Source organism: Bartonella sp. MU70NMGDW, from assembly GCF_042194085.1.
Classification (GTDB): Bacteria; Pseudomonadota; Alphaproteobacteria; order Rhizobiales; family Rhizobiaceae; genus Bartonella; species Bartonella grahamii.
The window spans coordinates 1-17679 of the sequence record NZ_JBHIMK010000020.1; the positions used below are offsets into that span (position 1 = coordinate 1).

A 17679-nucleotide genomic window follows, 5' to 3' on the forward strand; every position below is an offset into this window, starting at 1 on the left:
CCCGATACCCATTCTCAAAACCATAATAACCATACCGAATACAGCGTTTTGAAACAATTCAAATTTTGACGATTATTTTTATCCCCATTATTATTCCTTTAACTGGTGATATTCCTCATCCGCGTTCCATCTCACCATAAAAGCCTTTAGCTCGAAAAATAGAATAAAAGCAAATTTAGCTATCTATTTTAATGCTCAAAACAACATATTTAGCGATCTACTGTCAAAAATGCCAGATCAATTATACAATAACATATTGAATTAATTATGTATTTTTATGTTATAAATGTTTTATAGTTAAATTGAAAGCATATTTAGATAATCTTGCTTTTTTATCTCGATATTCAAAATGACTAACCGAGAAGTTATGTACACAACCGTAAATCTTACTTCTCTTAAAATCATTTTCTTCTTCGCTATAAAACTTAATAAATAACTCAAATGGACCATTTTCATGAAAGAGGAAATTGGCTTCTTTTTTGGTAATATTGTTATTTAGAATGATATGCAGTTGAAGAATTTGGTGCACCCGACAGAATTCGAATCTGTGACCTCTGCCTTCGGAGGGCAGCGCTCTATCCAGCTGAGCTACGGGTGCTTCAAACTGATTATTAAAATCAGTTATGGTCTTTTAACTAATCATACTCTTAGCTTCAATGCTAAATTATCATTCTAATAAAAAAATTACTTGTTTGTAACTTATCTAACAACGCACTCCTCTTACTTTTCAATGATACTTTACCTTGAAATAACTTCTCTTTATTCAATGCTCTTTTTATTATAAAAAGAGCTTTTGTTACAACTTCAAAACTCTCAAAAATAAGTTACAACATACATTATAAATATCAGGATAATTTTTTAATGACTACATTACCAAGTCGCTTTCATTTTATTTCCGCAGAAACTGAGGACGCTATCAAAGCTACCCATAAATTAATTTCCGTTTATGGTCATTCTTCTCTGGAAGAAACTGATATTGTTGTTGCAATCGGTGGTGATGGGACAATGTTACAAACCGTACGAGACGTCATGAACACAGGCAAACCTATTTATGGCATGAATCAAGGTTCTGTAGGATTTCTTATGAATGAATTTCATGAAAAAAAATTGCCCAATCGTATTGCTGTCGCACATAAAAAAGAAATTCATCCCCTGCGCATGATTGCAAAATCTGAATGTCAAGATTCTATCGAGGCGCTTGCAATTAATGAAGTATCCCTCTTTCGGCAATCTTATCAAGCCGCAAAAATTCGCATCACCATTGATAACAACGTACGCATGGAACAATTAAGTTGTGATGGTGTCCTCGTCGCTACACCAGCTGGATCGACCGCCTATAATTTATCAGCGCAAGGACCTATCTTACCTCTTATGGCCCCTCTTATGGCCCTCACTCCCGTTAGCCCTTTTCGCCCTCGGCGTTGGCATGGAGCTTTGCTTCCCAATACAGTAATAGTGCGCTTTGATATGCTTGAACCTGACAAACGCCCTGTCAACGCTGCTGCAGATAATATTGAAGTTAAATCTGTCCATTCAGTTACTATTTCAATGGCAACAGAAGTAACAGCTTCAATCCTTTTTGACTCAAATCATTCATGGGATGAGCGCATTTTATCAGAACAATTTCGCTATTAATGATTGTATTATGCGTTTTATGTGTATATGATTGTTATAGTTAGTTTTTTTGTGAAAACATCTTAACACTCTTAAGAGTATAGAATATTGGTTATAATTATCATTTAGATAGCGCAGTTAAAATCACAGAGCAATTGATAAAAAAATGATACCATCTTTAAACAGTTTTGCTGATTTAGGTCTTTCCGCAAAAGTTATTAATGCGGTGGAATCAGCGGGATATACAGCTCCAACACCTATTCAAAGTGAAACAATTCCACATGTCCTTCAAAGAAAAGACGTTTTAGGAATCGCCCAAACGGGAACAGGTAAAACCGCTTCTTTCGTATTGCCTATGCTCACTCTCCTTGAAAAAGGTCGTGCAAGAGCACGAATGCCCCGTACGCTCATCTTAGAACCAACACGGGAAATTGCAGCTCAAGTTGAAGAAAATTTCGACAAATACGGAATAAATCATCGTTTAAATGTTGCTCTTTTGATTGGTGGAGTTTCTTTTGAACTCCAAGATCGCAAACTTGAACGGGGAGCTGATGTTCTTATAGCAACACCAGGGCGCCTTCTCGATCATTGCGAGCGCGGTAAACTGCTCCTGATGGGCGTTGAAATCCTTGTTATTGATGAAGCTGATCGCATGTTGGATATGGGCTTTATTCCTGATATTGAACGCATCTGTAAGCTAACTCCTTTTACACGTCAAACTTTGTTCTTTTCTGCAACAATGGCGCCAGAAATTGCAAAAATAACAAAGCAATTTTTACATTCTCCTGTTTCTGTTGAAGTTACAAAAGCATCCTCAACCGCAACCACAATTACACAGCGGCTCGTCAAATCGGGAAGTAAGTCATGGGATAAAAGAGCTGTTTTGCGAGAACTTATTCATAATGAAGGTGCAGAACTTCAAAACGCTATTATTTTCTGTAATCGGAAAAGAGATATCTCTGAACTTTTTAGATCTCTCATCAGACATAATTTTAGTGTAGGTGCGCTTCATGGAGATATGGACCAATACTCACGCATGAGCACATTAGCTGATTTTAAAGACAATAAGCTCACACTTCTTGTTGCATCTGATGTTGCCGCCCGTGGACTTGATATCCCCGCCGTAAGCCATGTCTTCAATTATGACGTTCCCACACATGCTGAAGACTATATTCATCGAATTGGTCGTACAGGGCGTGCAAATCGTAGCGGAAAAGCTTTTACAATTGTCACAAAAGCTGATCAAAAATATATCAATGCCATTGAGGAAATGAGTAATGAAAAAATTGAATGGCTCAATGGAGATCTCTCAACTTTAATAGCCGATGATCAAACAGAAGGTATTGTTGTAAAGAAAAAATCTTCAAAATCACCAAAGAAAACTGCTCCAAAAGAGCCTGTTGCTCACACTAAAAAATCTGTAGAAGAGAATGAAACAGAATGTATCAAAAATGCAAATGATAAAGAGAAGCCATCTGAGCAACAACGCCCACGAAAAAATAAGAATTACACGCCCCTTGGATTTGGTGATGATATTCCTGCTTTCATGCTTATAAAAACGTGTAAATAAATTCGCTCTTTACTCTCTTTAAGAGTGAAATGAACGAAATGCTTAAAAAAAAGCCGCTCTTATTTCCTAGAGAGTCTTTCTGCTACCTTTTCACGCCCTAAAAGCTGCAAAATTTTTCCCATTTCAGGTCCATGATCCATGCCTGTAAGTGCTTGACGTAATGGCATAAATAAAGCTTTTCCTTTTCGACCTGTTTTTTCTTTTAATGCTGTTGTCCAAATTTTCCAACTTTCCTCATTCAAAGCACCTTCAGGTAAGAAATCGAGTGATTGACGCACAAATACACGATCCTCTAGTGCCACTGTATCAAAATTCTGTTCATCATGAATGATTTTCCACCACAAAACAGCATCATTGACTTTATTAATATTGTTTCTTATCGCGTTCCAGAAATATTCCGCCTTATCTCCCTCAATAGAAAGTTTTTTAAGGCGCATTTTTACTTCTTCATAGGTTAACTCATGGACAAGATGACTATTCAAAGCAAGAAGATCAGCAATATCAAATTTTGCAACGGATCTTGACGTATCTTGGAGATTAAAATGCTCTAAAAGCGCTGCTTGATTAGGATAGGGATGCACATTTTGCGATGTCCCAATCAAAACGGCAAGGCATTGAACAGCTATAGATTCAAATCCTTCTTCCCTTAGAGAACGAATAGAAAGATCATTATTACGTTTTGAAAATCCTTTTCCTAAAACTGTCGCCAATAAATTGGTATGAGCAAAAACCGGTAATTCTGCATTAAGAGCTTTAAAAATAGCAATTTGAGCGCCTGTATTTGTAATATGATCATCCCCACGAATAATATGCGTAATAGCCATATCTACATCATCAACAATAGAGGGCAATGTATAAAGATAGCTTCCATCTTCACGAATAAGAACAGGATCTGAAAGAGAAGCCAAATCAATCGTCTGCTTTCCCTTTATTGCATCATTCCAGCAAACTTCTGTTCGCTTTGTTTGTAAAGGATCACTTTCAAAATTAGGAAGAAGAAAACGCCAATGGGGTTTACGACCTTGAGATTCAAAGTTTTTTTTCTCTTCTGCTGTCAATTTTAATGCTGCACGGTTATAAATAGGAGGCAATTTGCGTGAAAGCTGGATTTTACGACGTCGCTCTAATTCTTCTGCAGTCTCATAACAGGGATAAAGAAGCCCGCGTTGTTTGAGAATTTCCGCAACTTCATCATATCGATTAAATCGCTTAGATTGGTAATAAATTGAATCTGGTTGAATACCAAGCCATTCAAGGTCAACAGCAATAGCATCGATATATTCTTGTTTAGAACGTTCAACATCTGTATCATCATAGCGCAAGATAAATGCTCCTTTATGCGCTTGCGCATAAAGCCAATTGAAAAGCGCAATACGGATATTGCCAATATGAATATAACCTGTTGGAGAGGGAGCAAAACGAACTTTAACCATAAAATAATACTCAATTTTTATCGCGAAAATGATTGACTATGGGATAGCGACGATCGCGTCCGAAATTCTTGTAACTGATTTTTACACCGGGTGCAGATTGTCGTCTTTTATATTCGGCACCATAAAGAAGCTGTTCAACTTTCTCAACAGTTTCCCGTGAATACCCACGTTTAATAATATCACAAATACTCATGTCATTTTCTATAAGAGATTGCAAGATATCATCTAGAATAGGATAAGGCGGAAGAGAATCTTCATCTTTTTGATTTTCCCGCAGCTCTGCAGAAGGCGTTTTTTCTATAATATTGGATGGAATGACAATTCCTTCTGGTCCTTTCAAATTGTGCAAGTGATTTTTATTGCGCCACTCAGCTAATGCATAAACCTGCATTTTATAAATATCCTTAATAGGATTAAACCCGCCATTCATATCACCATACAGTGTTGCATATCCCACAGCCATTTCCGACTTATTGCCTGTTGTCACTACCATTGAGCCAAATTTATTGGAAAGTGCCATTAAAATAGTCCCACGTACACGGCTTTGAAGATTTTCTTCTGTCACATCAGACGGCAACCCTAAAAAAACTGGCGCCATTGCGTTCAAAAAAGCTTCAACAGGTTGCTCAATCGGTATTATTTCATAATGACATCCTAGAAGTTGTGCACACTCTTTAGCATCTTTTAACGATTCTTGTGAAGTATAATGATAGGGCATCATAATGGTGCGAACTCTCTCAGAGCCAAGAGCATCCACCGCCATTGCCGTACACAGGGCTGAATCAATTCCTCCTGAAAGACCAAGAATAACATCCTTAAAGCGATTTTTATTAACGTAATCTCTCAACCCTAAAACACAAGCTTGATAATCGGCCGCTAATCCATTGAGAAGACTTTCATTAGGACCTGAAATACAGTGCCATCCCGTCGTTATTTTTTGCCAATGGCTCAAAGCAATATGGCTATCAAAGTGCTTCATTTGAAATATCTTTTTTCCTTCTCCATTCAAGGCAAAAGACCCGCCATCAAAAACGAGCTCATCTTGACCACCAACTTGATTAGCATAAATAATTGGTACCCCAGATCGTAGAGCTTGCGTATGAACAACATCTATACGTTTTAAGGTTTTATTACGATAGTAGGGAGATCCGTTAAGGACAAGAATAATTTCCGCTCCTTTATTACCAAGCTCCGCACAAAGTGAAGAATCATTCCAAATATCTTCACAAATCACTATTCCTAGTCCTACCCCACGATAGATAAGAGGCTCAGGTCGTGGGCCTGAAGAAAATAAACGCTTTTCATCAAATTCAGCATAATTAGGTAGATCAAACTTCAAATTTTCGGCAATGACTCGCCCTTCATCAAGAAGCATGACACCGTTGTAAATATTGCCATTGCGTCTTAATGGAAGACCAACGACAATTCCTGGTCCACCTACGGTTATCTTTGCTAATTTCTTAACAGTCTCTTCACATGTTTTTGTAAAAGCAGGTTTTAGAACAAGATCTTCCGGCGGATAAGCGCTTATAAAAAGTTCCGTGAATAAAACAAGATCAGCCCCCTCTTCTTTGGCCTTTTGATGTGCCATGGCAGCTAAAGAAAAATTCCCCTCAATATCACCAACAATAGGATTTAATTGGGCAATTGATACCCGAAAATCATTTTTCATAAGCCTTTGTATCATTTCATCAGTTTAGCAACCACAACTTTATTCTTCATCATCAGGAAATATCACTTTTTTAAAAATTCTCTTCTGCCATAATGACCTAAAAGTATATTAGGCAAATTTTTCCTACCCACCAGCAGCAATTCCTAACGAATCATTCGCACGATTTTTTTTAAGGAGTTCAGCAACAAGAAAAGCCAATTCTAACGCTTGATCTGCATTTAACCGTGGATCACATTGCGTATGATAACGATCAGATAAATCGTCTACAGAAATAGCATGCGCCCCTCCTGTACATTCAGTAACATCACGACCTGTCATCTCAATATGAATACCTCCTGGATAAGTTCCCTCTCCACGATGCACTGCAAAAAAATTCTCTACTTCTTTTAAAACATAATCAAAGGGACGCGTCTTATAACCATTGGCAGTAATTGTATTGCCATGCATTGGATCACATGACCATATAACCGCACGCTTCTCACGTTCAACGGCACGGATGAGTTTAGGCAGATAACTTTCAACTTTATCATAACCAAAGCGCGTAATGAGAGTAAGCCGCCCCAGTTCGTTTTCAGGATTTAAAATATCAATTAATTTTAAAAGCTCATCAGGTTCAATGGAAGGACCACATTTTAATCCTATAGGATTTTTAATGCCGCGACAATATTCAACGTGAGCATGGTCAATCTGACGTGTACGGTCACCAATCCATAACATATGACCGGATGTTGCATACCAATTTCCTGAAGTTGAATCAATCCGAGTCAAAGCCTCTTCATAACCAAGCAACAGTGCTTCATGACTGGTATAAAAAGATGTTTCACGCAATGAAGAATGTGTTTTGGATGTAATCCCTATAGAACGCATAAAATCAATTGATTCAGAAATACGCTCTGCCAATAATTCATAACGTTCCCCCTGCGGACTGTTAGAAACAAAACTCAACATCCATGTGTGAACATTTTCTAAATTAGCATAGCCACCTTGTGAAAAAGCACGCAATAGATTAAGTGTTGCCGCAGATTGGCGATAAGCCATAGACATCCGTTGCGGATCTGGAATACGAGAACCGGCTTCAAATTCAATGCCATTAATAATATCCCCACGATAAGCAGGAAATTCAACTCCCTCTTTGCTTTCGATATCAGAAGAGCGAGGCTTTGCAAATTGACCAGCAATACGACCAATTTTAACAACTGGTTTAGAACTACCAAAGGTTAAAACAATCGCCATTTGCAAAAATACACGAAAAAAATCACGGATATTATCAGCTTCATGTTCTGCAAAGCTTTCGGCACAATCACCACCTTGCAATAAAAAAGCTTGTCCTTTTGCAACGGCTGCTAATTCATTTTTTAAATCACGTGCTTCACCGGCAAAAACTAAAGGAGGATAGCTTCTCAGTTTTCGTTCAACATCTTCTAACATAGACTTATCCGGATAAGTCGGAACTTGTTTAATTGGCCTTGTTCTCCAGGAGTCAGGTGCCCATTCTTTTATCATTACACTCTCGCTAAAGATTAATCTTAAAGATTGGCATATCAAAAGCTTTTTACCGCAATATATGCTGTTTAACTTTCTATTTTCTTCCCATTTTCATATATATAACTTGGTTTATACATCGTTACCAATTCTTCTGCCATCGTTGGATGCACGGCCATCGTTTCATCAAAGATATCCTTCGTCAGCTTTCCTTTGAGAGCTATCCCTATAAGCTGTGCCATCTCACCAGCGTTTTCCCCTAAAATATGAGCACCCACAACAATACGGCTTTCACCATCAACAATGAGTTTCATAAGCATTTTCTCTGAACTCCCAGAAAGAACATTACGCATAGGACGAAAAACTGTACGATAAATTTCAAGACGCTTATAACAACGTACCGCATCTTCTTCTGAAAGACCAACTGTTCCAATCTCTGGCTGAGAAAAAACTGCCGTCGTAATTAAATCATAATCAGGTGTCGTGGGAATATTCTCAAACGCAGTCTTCACGAAACACATTGCATCATGAATCGCTACAGGTGTTAATTGAATATGGCCTGTTACATCACCAACAGCCCAAATATGGGGTATATTTGTTGTCATTCTTTCATCAACAACAACTGCACCAAATTCATCCACTTGAACACCTGCCCGCTCAAGTCTTAAACCCGTTGTATTTGGTACACGCCCCGTAGCCAACATAATCTGATCAGCACTAATCGTTTGCCCATTTGATAAAATAACTTCATAACAATTTTCTGCAGCCTGCACTTTAGAAATTGTTACGCCATAGAGAATAGAAATCCCTTTTTCAATCATTGCATCATTAAGCAATTGCCGCAAATCATGATCAAAACCACGAAGGATTAAATCACCACGATGGAGCAGCGTTGTTTTTACACCTAATTCATGAAAAATATTAGTAAATTCAACACCAATATACCCTCCACCAACAATGACTATTGATTTTGGGAGTTGATCAAGGTCAAAAATCTCATTAGAAGTGAGGCAAAATCCACCGCCTTCTATGAAAGTATTTGGTGCAACTTTTGCCCCTGTTGCAATCAAAATTTTTTCTGCACTTACCCGCTCACCCGTGGCAGAAAGCTCTAATGTGTGATCATCTACAAAAGTAGCACGACTTTCATAAATATGCACATTGTTATTCTCTAATCCCTTACGATACAGCCCTTCTAACCTTGATATTTCTTTATTTTTAGCCGCAACCAACTTTTCCCAACTAAAAATTGGATCCGCATATTCCCACCCAAAACCAATACTTTTCTTAAATTCTTTTACATATTGTGATGCATAAACATAAAGTTTTTTGGGAACACAACCACGAATAACACAAGTGCCCCCTATCCGATATTCCTCTGCTATAGCAACACGCTTACCGAGTCCTCCAGCAAGCCGTGCTGCACGCACTCCACCAGAACCACTTCCAATAACAAATAAATCAAAGTCAAAAGAGCCCACGAATTATTCCTTCTTATGTATCTGCAAGAATAGGCTAAGATCATTTATTATCAAATGAAAGTCTTTTTTTCTTTTGAAGAAGCATTTTTTATAAAGCCGTATTCTAAAAAGACCTACTCTCATTAAAATATTAAAAACGGCGGGAAAACCGCCGCTATTTAAAAAATCAGAAATTGCCCAGTGGTTGTCATGATATTAATCAAGCTATTTTTTATTTTCTGAAGACTCTGATTTTATAGGTATATTTGTAGGCATAGTAGAATTATTCAAATTAAGTATTTCAGACATCTCTTTTTTCACATTTTCTACAAGATCCCGCATAAGCGCAGAACGCCATACATCAAATGCTGAATAAGAATCACGTGCGATATTGGGAACTTCTGTCAAAAACTTTTTACCGGTATCAGAACTGTAGAATGCTGTTATTGCATCAAGCTCTTTTTGAGTAAAATATTTTGCATATACATGAGCAATCTCTTTTTCTAGATCAGAGCGCCTTTTAATTAAAGCAAGCGCCTGCTTATCAACAATATCAGAAATTGCCTCTGCCAAATTTGGATCATCCCTCATCAGTGCAGTTTTAAGATCGTCTACCGCATTTGGTAAAAAACTATCAAACTGATCCGTTGCGTGAATGGCACTTATAGCCTTTCTAGCTGAAGCTAAATGTTGATCGCTCACACCTTGTGCATAAGCCATTCCAATATTCACAATAAAAATAGCAATTGCACCAAAATATACGACAAAACGCTGAAAAGAAAATATTATTCTCATTTAATGATTACCCCGATCGCTAATTATAATTTTAATTCGTTTTCTATCTAAAATCTTTAAGATCTTTTTTTACTGTGCTAACATATCGTCATGAAACTGTCTTCTCTAAAAATCAAAAGATTCTAAAATTTTTGTTTGACCATCAGCCATAGCTACAATTGCACGTGAAGCCAATCCCAAAAAAAGGCCATGCTCAACAACACCAGGAATGGAAAGAAGTGCGTCCGATAATGGTTTTGGTTGCAAAATGCAGCCCCAAAATGCATCAAGAATAAAATGACCACCATCTGTTTCAAAAGGATTTTTTCCATTCATTCGCAATGCAATTTCTCCAGAAAGCCCTAAATCATCAGCGACTTTTTCGATGGCTCTGCATGTTGTATGGATACCAAATGGATTAACTTCAATTGGTAGTGCAAAAGCACCAAGTCGTTTTACCACCTTTGTTTCATCAGCAATGACAAGCATTGCACGAGATGCCGATGCTACAATTTTTTCATACAACAATGCCCCCCCTCCACCTTTAATGAGCATCATCTCAGGACCAATTTCATCTGCTCCGTCAATATCAAGATCCAATTCAGGTATTTGTTCTAAAGTGCTAACAGGCACTCCAAACTTACGACAGAGTTGTTCAGAATATCGTGAAGTAGCAACACCAGTCACTCGCAAACCATCCGCAACACGCTCACCAAGAAGACGAATAAATTCATTGACTGTCGAACCAGATCCAATACCAAGCCGCATATCATCTTCAATAAATTCAAGCGCTTTAATAGCTGCCATTTTTTTTAACTGCTGAACATCCATGAATGACTTTGCCTTTTATCCGTATAAGCAACATTTACCATCCCTATTACCACCGATAATAATGATAATAAAAGATAACCTCTTGACGCAATCTATTTAAATTTACCATCATCTTTTGCTTGAAGAGATGTTACTCGTTATAGAAATATATGATAAGAATAAAATAGAATAATCAACAATTATCTTTTTTATTTCTTTGAGAAAATTTGTTAGCATTTTTCTCATTCAATAAGAATGTTTGATTTATCTTGTGCTATCAATAGGATGCACAAAGATGTGCATCTTAATTTTTTTTGAAAAATTTAAAATGATTAGATATAAAAATCATCTGTTTCTAGAAAACTCTAGATTATTATCCCGTTTTAATGACTTTGATAAACTTACTAATTTAAATACCGCAAAATTTTATCAGAAAAGTCTTCTATTATTTTTTGTTTTGTCATTATCCAAATGTGAAGCAAAATATGATAGATTATATTTTTTTATGAATGCTGTCTGTGCATATTCCATGGTCTATGAAACCCTGGCGAAGACCAAATAATATCTCCACCTTTGGTCATCATAACGCTTCCTCGTGATAACAATTGTTGAGGCGTAAATATTATTTTTGCCTTCTTATAACATGTTGGATTACGCATTACAAATGTCTGAATGAGAATATCTGCCTCTACACACTGATCTGTTTCTCTTTGTAAAACAACTACTTTTAATCCATTCTCTAATAATGACGTACATACATGATAATCACAAATAAATTGTCCGTGCAAAGAAGGACCATATTTTGTTGGTTTAATCGTTTCATTCACACGAAATGACTTTTTCCATATGGATGTCGTGAACTTAGAAATATGGTAACGGTCAATATATAATTTTTTATCATGGATAACGCCCACGAGACGCATATTATCTGCTATAATCAGTTGTATAGGTGAATGCATTACACAAATAGAAATACCAGCCAAAATAAACAAACTAAAAAAGAGCCGGATGGGTGTTTTGCAAAAAGTCAGTCCAACCAAGCCTATACTCAATAAAACCAACGCAGATAACGGCATAAAACCAGGATTCAAATCAGGAGAAATAGCCTTGATCGCAAGCGCAATCTTTATCACAAGATCAACACCAAACCCCATAATTTGAAGGGGGAGCCATTCGAATCCTCCTAACATTGCGAGAACTGCAATTAATCCAAAAGGAATGACGAAAATTGAGATGACAGGCAAAGCAAAAGCATTACTGATAACGCTCAAAGATGCCGTATTAGAAAAATGATAAGCAGCATAAATTCCACTTGCACTCCCTGCAACAAGGGAAGAAGCACATGTTGAAAGTATCGATAAGAAAGCAAAATTTATCACTCCTCCTCCAACATAAGAGGGGGTTGTTTTTCTTTTACGAAAAAATGATCTTCCACTCCACCAATCAAAAAAAGCGATCAAAGCAGCAGTCGCAGAAAAGGACATTTGAAAGCTAGGACCTAATATTTCATGGGGTGTAATCGCCAGAGTTATCAACCCTGCAATAGAAAAATTACGCATTGTTATAGCAGAGCGATTACACAATATAGCAACCAACATAACAGCAATCATCACAAAACTTCTTTGCGCTGATATTGCTAAGCCCGACAATAACAAATAAAAAGCTGTTATCATAAACGCAACGATAGCAGCAAATTTTTTACTGGAATAATAGGAAGAAAAAACTGGAAAAAATGCTAAAAAACTACGGATACTCAAAAGAACTATGCCGCTTAACAACGCCATATGTAAACCTGATATTGATAAAATATGGGCTAATCCAGCCGTCCGTAATGCTTCATTTGTCTCATTTGAAATGCCAGCACGCTGCCCTGTTATGAGAGCAGCAGCAACACTCCCCTTTTCTCCTTCAAGGGCCATACGGATTCTTTGTGTCATCTTCGTGCGTAAATTTTCAATTTTCTGTAGAACGATAGCAAATATTCCATCAGGCTGCGAAACGGATATTTTTCTTGGTTTTCCTAAATAAACGCCTTGTGCCCCAATTCTTTTAAAATAATTATGAAAACTAAAATCGTAGCCTCCTGGACGCACCGGCCCAGAGAATGCACGAATCTTAACTTTTCCATGCAGTCCATCACCAATCGCTAAGCCGGATGGCAAATATCTTGCCGATAAACGAATACGATGAAGACTATGGCGTAATATGGGCTTTTCTGTACTCAAAATATCCAAAACTAAACGAAATCCTCCTTTGGCGCCTGACTCAATAGAAACAATTCTTCCCGTCAATGTAGTGACAATGTCACTGCTTAACATGGGTGTTGCAATACGCCACGTTTCTATTTTTGCCGCTAAAGCACCCAATATAATACAAAACAGAAATCCCACGGGAATCCATATTTTTCGATAAAAACGTGCAACATAGAATATTCCCAGAAAAATACTGACCAACGCCCCCAATTGTCCCCAACTTGGTTCCCACTCTAAATGAAAATACAAAATGATTCCTAGGGCAAAAAAGACTAAAATCAGCGAAAAAAGGATACCAAAAGAAACTTCTTTACTAATACAATCTTCTAACCATTTGCGAAAAAAAATGATTATTTCTTTTAAGAGTGTCAATAAAAAAAGTTTTTGTTGGTTATAACTGCTGTTCTTTGCATCATCATATCCAGAAAAAACACTCTGCCCTATTTTGCATGGCTTTTTTCTTTCTGTAACAGATTTTTCGGATAAACCCTCTTTACTTTTATAAAACATCAGTCCCCCACTTTAACTCGCAATACGGCTATTGCACACCCCATCACTTATGCTAACATGACTTTTCTATAAAGTTCCATAAGAAATATCTTAGTTTAAAGGAAAATATTCGTGTCTGTTATTACTCGTTTTGCCCCTTCACCCACTGGCTTCCTTCATATTGGTGGTGCTCGTACTGCTCTTTTTAATTGGCTTTATGCAAAACATACCGGTGGAAAAATGCTTTTACGAATTGAAGATACAGACCGAGAGCGCTCAACAGAAGCAGCTGTAAAAGCTATTATAGATGGCTTGCACTGGATGGGGCTTAATTATGATGGCGCCCCTATTTCGCAATTTGAACGTGCTGAACGTCACCGCCAAATCGCCGAACAGTTGGTCAAAAACGGCAAAGCTTACTATTGCTATGCTTCACCTGAGGAGTTAGCTGAAATGCGTGAAAAAGCCCGTGCAGAAGGGCGCCCACCACGTTATGATGGACGTTGGCGCGACCGTGATAGTTCTGAAGCTCCTAAAGGTGTTAAGCCTGTTATTCGCATCAAAGCCCCTGAAGAAGGAGAAACGATTGTACATGATCGTGTTCAAGGTGATGTTCGTTTTCCTAATAAAGATCTCGATGACTTTATTATTTTGCGTTCTGATGGTTCGCCTACTTATATGCATGCTGTTGTCGTTGATGATCATGATATGGGCATCACACATATTATACGTGGTGATGATCATCTTACCAATGCTGCCCGACAAATGATCATCTTTAAGGCAATGGGATGGGACATTCCTGTTATGGCACATATTCCTCTTATCCATGGTGAAAACGGTGCAAAATTATCAAAGCGACATGGTGCACTCGGTGTTGATGCCTACCGAACAATGGGATATCTTCCTGCTGCTTTGCGTAATTACCTTGTCCGTTTAGGTTGGAGTCATGGTGATGACGAACTGATGTCGCTTAAAGATATGATTTCTTGGTTTGACATTGAGGATATTAACAAAGGTGCGGCTCGTTTTGATCTCAAAAAGCTCGATTCTATCAACGGACACTATATGCGCATGAGTAATGATCAAGAACTTTTTGATGCCGCTCTTAATATTCTACCAGAAACCGATAGGGGAGCACAAATTATTGAAAGACTTGATCAACAACGCCGTGATCAATTTTTAAAAGCAATCCCGTATTTGAAAGAACGTTCAAAAACACTGTGCGAACTGATTGACAATGCCTCCTTCATCTTCACGCAACGACCTTTACAACTTGATGAAAAAGCACAAATGCTCTTAGATAAAAATGGACGAACCATTTTAAATGATCTTTATGTTGCCCTGAAAGCTTGCCCCTCTTGGGATACAAAAACCCTGGATGAAACACTTCACTCTTGTGTACAAACACAGAATCTCAAATTTGGATCTATCGCCCAACCACTTCGCGCAGCTCTTACAGGATCTGCAACATCACCAGGTGTTGTGGATGTTCTTATTTTATTAGGACGCGATGAAGCTCTTCATCGCATCAAGGACCAACTTATCACACCAATATGCCCATGATGTGTACTGAGTATATTTCCTCAAATAGGGATCTATAGAGATATCTCAACGCGCCCTAAAAGAGTTTTTTATGTTATATCATTGAAATACATTTTTTATTGAGTAATAATGATCAATGAGGGAATATTTTTAGATTGCATGTACTCACTTTTGGAGGCAATCTACCCTTAATATAAGTAAGAAAAGCTTCAGTTATACATCCCCCACTCTGATGAAGCAGAGTCTTAATTTTTAGAAGTGAAGGATCTGAAAGGAATACCGAATGTCTGAGAGTAACGCATATATTATTGTGAATGATAGAAAAGTAGAGCTTCCCTTGCGTAAAGGTACGATTGGACCTGAGGTCATTGAAATTGCTTCTCTCTACAAAAAAACCGATATTTTTACTTATGATCCTGGTTTTACTTCAACAGCTTCTTGTGAATCAAAAATTACTTATATCGACGGTGATAAAGGCATATTGCTTTATCGTGGTTATCCTATTGATCAATTGGCTGAGAAAGGAGACTTTCTCGAAAGTTGTTATCTTTTACTTTATGGTGAACTTCCAACACAGCAAGAAAAAAATGAATTTGATCGATGTATTATGCAGCATACCATGGTACACGAACAGTTTGCACGCTTCTTCCATGGCTTCCGCCGTGATTCTCATCCTATGGCCGTCATGGTTGCCTGCCTTGGCGCTATGTCTGCGTTCTATCACGACTCTATTGATATTACAGATCCTCACCAGAGAATGATTGCTTCTGTTCGTCTTATCTCAAAAGTTCCAACGCTTGCTGCTATGGCCTATAAATACAGTATCGGACAAGCATTTGTTTATCCACGTAATGATCTTAGTTATGCTGCAAATTTCCTCCGTATGTGCTTTGCTGTTCCTTGTGAGGAATATAAAACAAACCCTGTGCTTGCTCGGGCGATGGATCAAATCTTTATCCTTCATGCAGATCATGAACAAAATGCTTCTACATCTACGGTACGTCTTGCTGGATCCTCGGGTGCTAATCCGTTTGCCTGTATTGCAGCAGGTGTTGCATGCCTTTGGGGACCAGCACATGGTGGTGCCAATGAAGCATGTTTAAAAATGCTACAAGAAATAGGTTCTATTGAAAGAATTCCTGAATTTATTGCACGTGCAAAAGATAAAAATGATCCTTTCCGCCTTATGGGCTTTGGGCACCGTGTCTATAAAAATTATGACCCACGTGCAAAAATCATGCAAAAAACCTGTCATGAAGTTTTAAAAGAACTCAACATTCAAGATGACCCGCTTCTTGATATTGCAATAGAACTTGAAAAAATTGCCTTAAGTGATGAATATTTTATTGAGAAAAAGCTTTATCCCAATGTTGATTTCTATTCCGGCATTACATTAAAAGCCCTAGGTTTTCCAACTGAAATGTTTACTGTTCTTTTTGCATTGGCACGCAGTGTCGGGTGGGTGGCTCAATGGAAAGAAATGATTGAAGACCCTGCACAAAAAATTGGTCGTCCTCGACAACTCTACACAGGCTATGCTATGCGTGACTATGTTCCTATAGATGAACGTGCAAATTAAAAAAAGAAATCAATAAAGCTTCAATTTACTGAAGCTTTATTGAGAGTGATAAAAAACATCCTTTAAGAATTTTGATAAAACGTGATTTTAAAACTCTTTCTACAGAGATAACATCATCATAAAAATTTACCTTGTAATCCTCATTATCTTTAATGGAAATGTATTCCCTATCATTCACTCATGTTTAAAAGCCTTATTACATATTAAAATCTAGCAATGTCAGAATTTTTCTTTCTATCTTCTCCAGATAAAATTGCAAAAGGCTTACATTAAGTGCTTCTTTAAAATGCCAAAACTTCTTATCTCTCTTCAAGTAGATTAGAATAAAAATACTTTACATTTTGTCCTGTTAAGAGCTGAAATTTTCTTCGTATTTAAGTTAATAGTTTTCCTTTTAAATCTAACTTGTTGATTTTTTAAGTAAAATTATTAAAAATCATTATATAATCAACAAGAGGTGTACTTCTTTCCTGTATTTTTTATTCCCATACTTGATAAAAATAAATCATTTTTTTGATAATGATATCCAGCATAATGATAGCAAAATGAACACAGATAAATTTTTTACATTGCTCCAAAAGAGCTTACAGATTATAAAAATGCATGATGGTTTCATATTTGCCAGCTTATCTAATAGGAGAACATAATGAAATTATTAGCAGGAGCTCTTATAATAAGCGCAACACTGTTTACCCTATCGGCCAATTCTCAAACGCTGAAAATTGCAAGCGATGCCTCTTATCCGCCATTTAGTTATATTGACTCAAATAACGAACTTCAAGGGTTTGATATTGATATATCTTATGCGCTTTGTAAAAAAATGAATGTTGAATGTACTATTGTCACACAAGACTTCGAGGGGATGATTCCTGGTCTTCTTGCAAAAAAATACGATGCTATCGTTTCTTCCCTTTCTCCTACAAAAGAGCGCTTACAAAAAATTGATTTTACAGATCCTTACTACAATACTGTACTCGCTGTTATCGTTACCAAAAATTCGGG

Annotated in this window: 12 protein-coding genes and 1 tRNA gene; 5 read left to right on the top strand and 8 right to left on the bottom strand. The window is 37.3% G+C overall.

Annotated features, from left to right (window positions below):
• Positions 1-521 precede the first annotated feature (521 nt).
• Positions 522-598: transfer RNA gene (locus ACFIKE_RS03365), tRNA-Arg, on the bottom strand.
• A 263-nt stretch (positions 599-861) separates the two neighbouring features.
• Between ACFIKE_RS03365 and ACFIKE_RS03370 the strand changes: the two genes are divergently transcribed.
• Positions 862-1635 carry an NAD kinase gene (locus ACFIKE_RS03370; protein ID WP_012755068.1) on the top strand — a complete coding sequence of 258 codons (774 nt, stop codon included), beginning with the start codon at positions 862-864 and terminating at the stop codon, positions 1633-1635.
• Between the two features lie 145 nt (positions 1636-1780).
• The gene (locus tag ACFIKE_RS03375; protein ID WP_375648402.1) at positions 1781-3184 is read left to right on the top strand and encodes a DEAD/DEAH box helicase; all 1404 of its coding nucleotides are present in this window, start codon (positions 1781-1783) and stop codon (positions 3182-3184) included.
• A gap of 59 nt (positions 3185-3243) precedes the next feature.
• Here ACFIKE_RS03375 and gltX (ACFIKE_RS03380) read toward each other — a convergent pair whose 3' ends face one another.
• The 7 genes from gltX (ACFIKE_RS03380) to ACFIKE_RS03410 form a co-directional block, all read right to left on the bottom strand.
• Positions 3244-4617 carry a glutamate--tRNA ligase gene (gltX, locus tag ACFIKE_RS03380; protein ID WP_375627210.1) on the bottom strand — a complete coding sequence of 458 codons (1374 nt, stop codon included), beginning with the start codon at positions 4615-4617 and terminating at the stop codon, positions 3244-3246.
• A gap of 10 nt (positions 4618-4627) precedes the next feature.
• Positions 4628-6289, bottom strand: coding sequence for an NAD+ synthase (locus tag ACFIKE_RS03385; protein ID WP_375648403.1), 1662 nt, complete (start codon positions 6287-6289; stop codon positions 4628-4630).
• A gap of 123 nt (positions 6290-6412) precedes the next feature.
• Positions 6413-7792: a class II 3-deoxy-7-phosphoheptulonate synthase gene (locus ACFIKE_RS03390; protein ID WP_375626230.1), complete on the bottom strand. Its 1380-nt coding sequence runs from the start codon at positions 7790-7792 to the stop codon at positions 6413-6415.
• 68 nt (positions 7793-7860) lie between these two features.
• Positions 7861-9252, bottom strand: coding sequence for a glutathione-disulfide reductase (gor, locus tag ACFIKE_RS03395; protein ID WP_375648404.1), 1392 nt, complete (start codon positions 9250-9252; stop codon positions 7861-7863).
• A 204-nt stretch (positions 9253-9456) separates the two neighbouring features.
• On the bottom strand, positions 9457-10026 hold the full coding sequence (locus tag ACFIKE_RS03400; RefSeq protein WP_375648405.1) for a DUF2059 domain-containing protein: 570 nt from the start codon (positions 10024-10026) through the stop codon (positions 9457-9459).
• 105 nt (positions 10027-10131) lie between these two features.
• A complete protein-coding gene (gene rpiA / locus ACFIKE_RS03405) occupies positions 10132-10836 on the bottom strand; it encodes a ribose-5-phosphate isomerase RpiA (RefSeq protein ID WP_375626235.1) in 705 nt (234 codons plus the stop codon).
• 482 nt (positions 10837-11318) lie between these two features.
• Positions 11319-13577 (bottom strand): ComEC/Rec2 family competence protein, encoded by a 2259-nt coding sequence (locus tag ACFIKE_RS03410; RefSeq protein ID WP_375648406.1) that lies wholly within the window; start codon positions 13575-13577, stop codon positions 11319-11321.
• 111 nt (positions 13578-13688) lie between these two features.
• Between ACFIKE_RS03410 and gltX (ACFIKE_RS03415) the strand changes: the two genes are divergently transcribed.
• The 3 genes from gltX (ACFIKE_RS03415) to ACFIKE_RS03425 form a co-directional block, all read left to right on the top strand.
• Positions 13689-15119, top strand: coding sequence for a glutamate--tRNA ligase (gene gltX, locus ACFIKE_RS03415; RefSeq protein WP_375648407.1), 1431 nt, complete (start codon positions 13689-13691; stop codon positions 15117-15119).
• Positions 15120-15381: 262 nt separating this feature from the next.
• Positions 15382-16677: a citrate synthase gene (gltA, locus tag ACFIKE_RS03420; protein WP_375627199.1), complete on the top strand. Its 1296-nt coding sequence runs from the start codon at positions 15382-15384 to the stop codon at positions 16675-16677.
• 646 nt (positions 16678-17323) lie between these two features.
• A partial coding sequence (locus ACFIKE_RS03425) for a transporter substrate-binding domain-containing protein (protein ID WP_375648408.1) occupies positions 17324-17679 on the top strand: 356 nt, incomplete at its 3' end.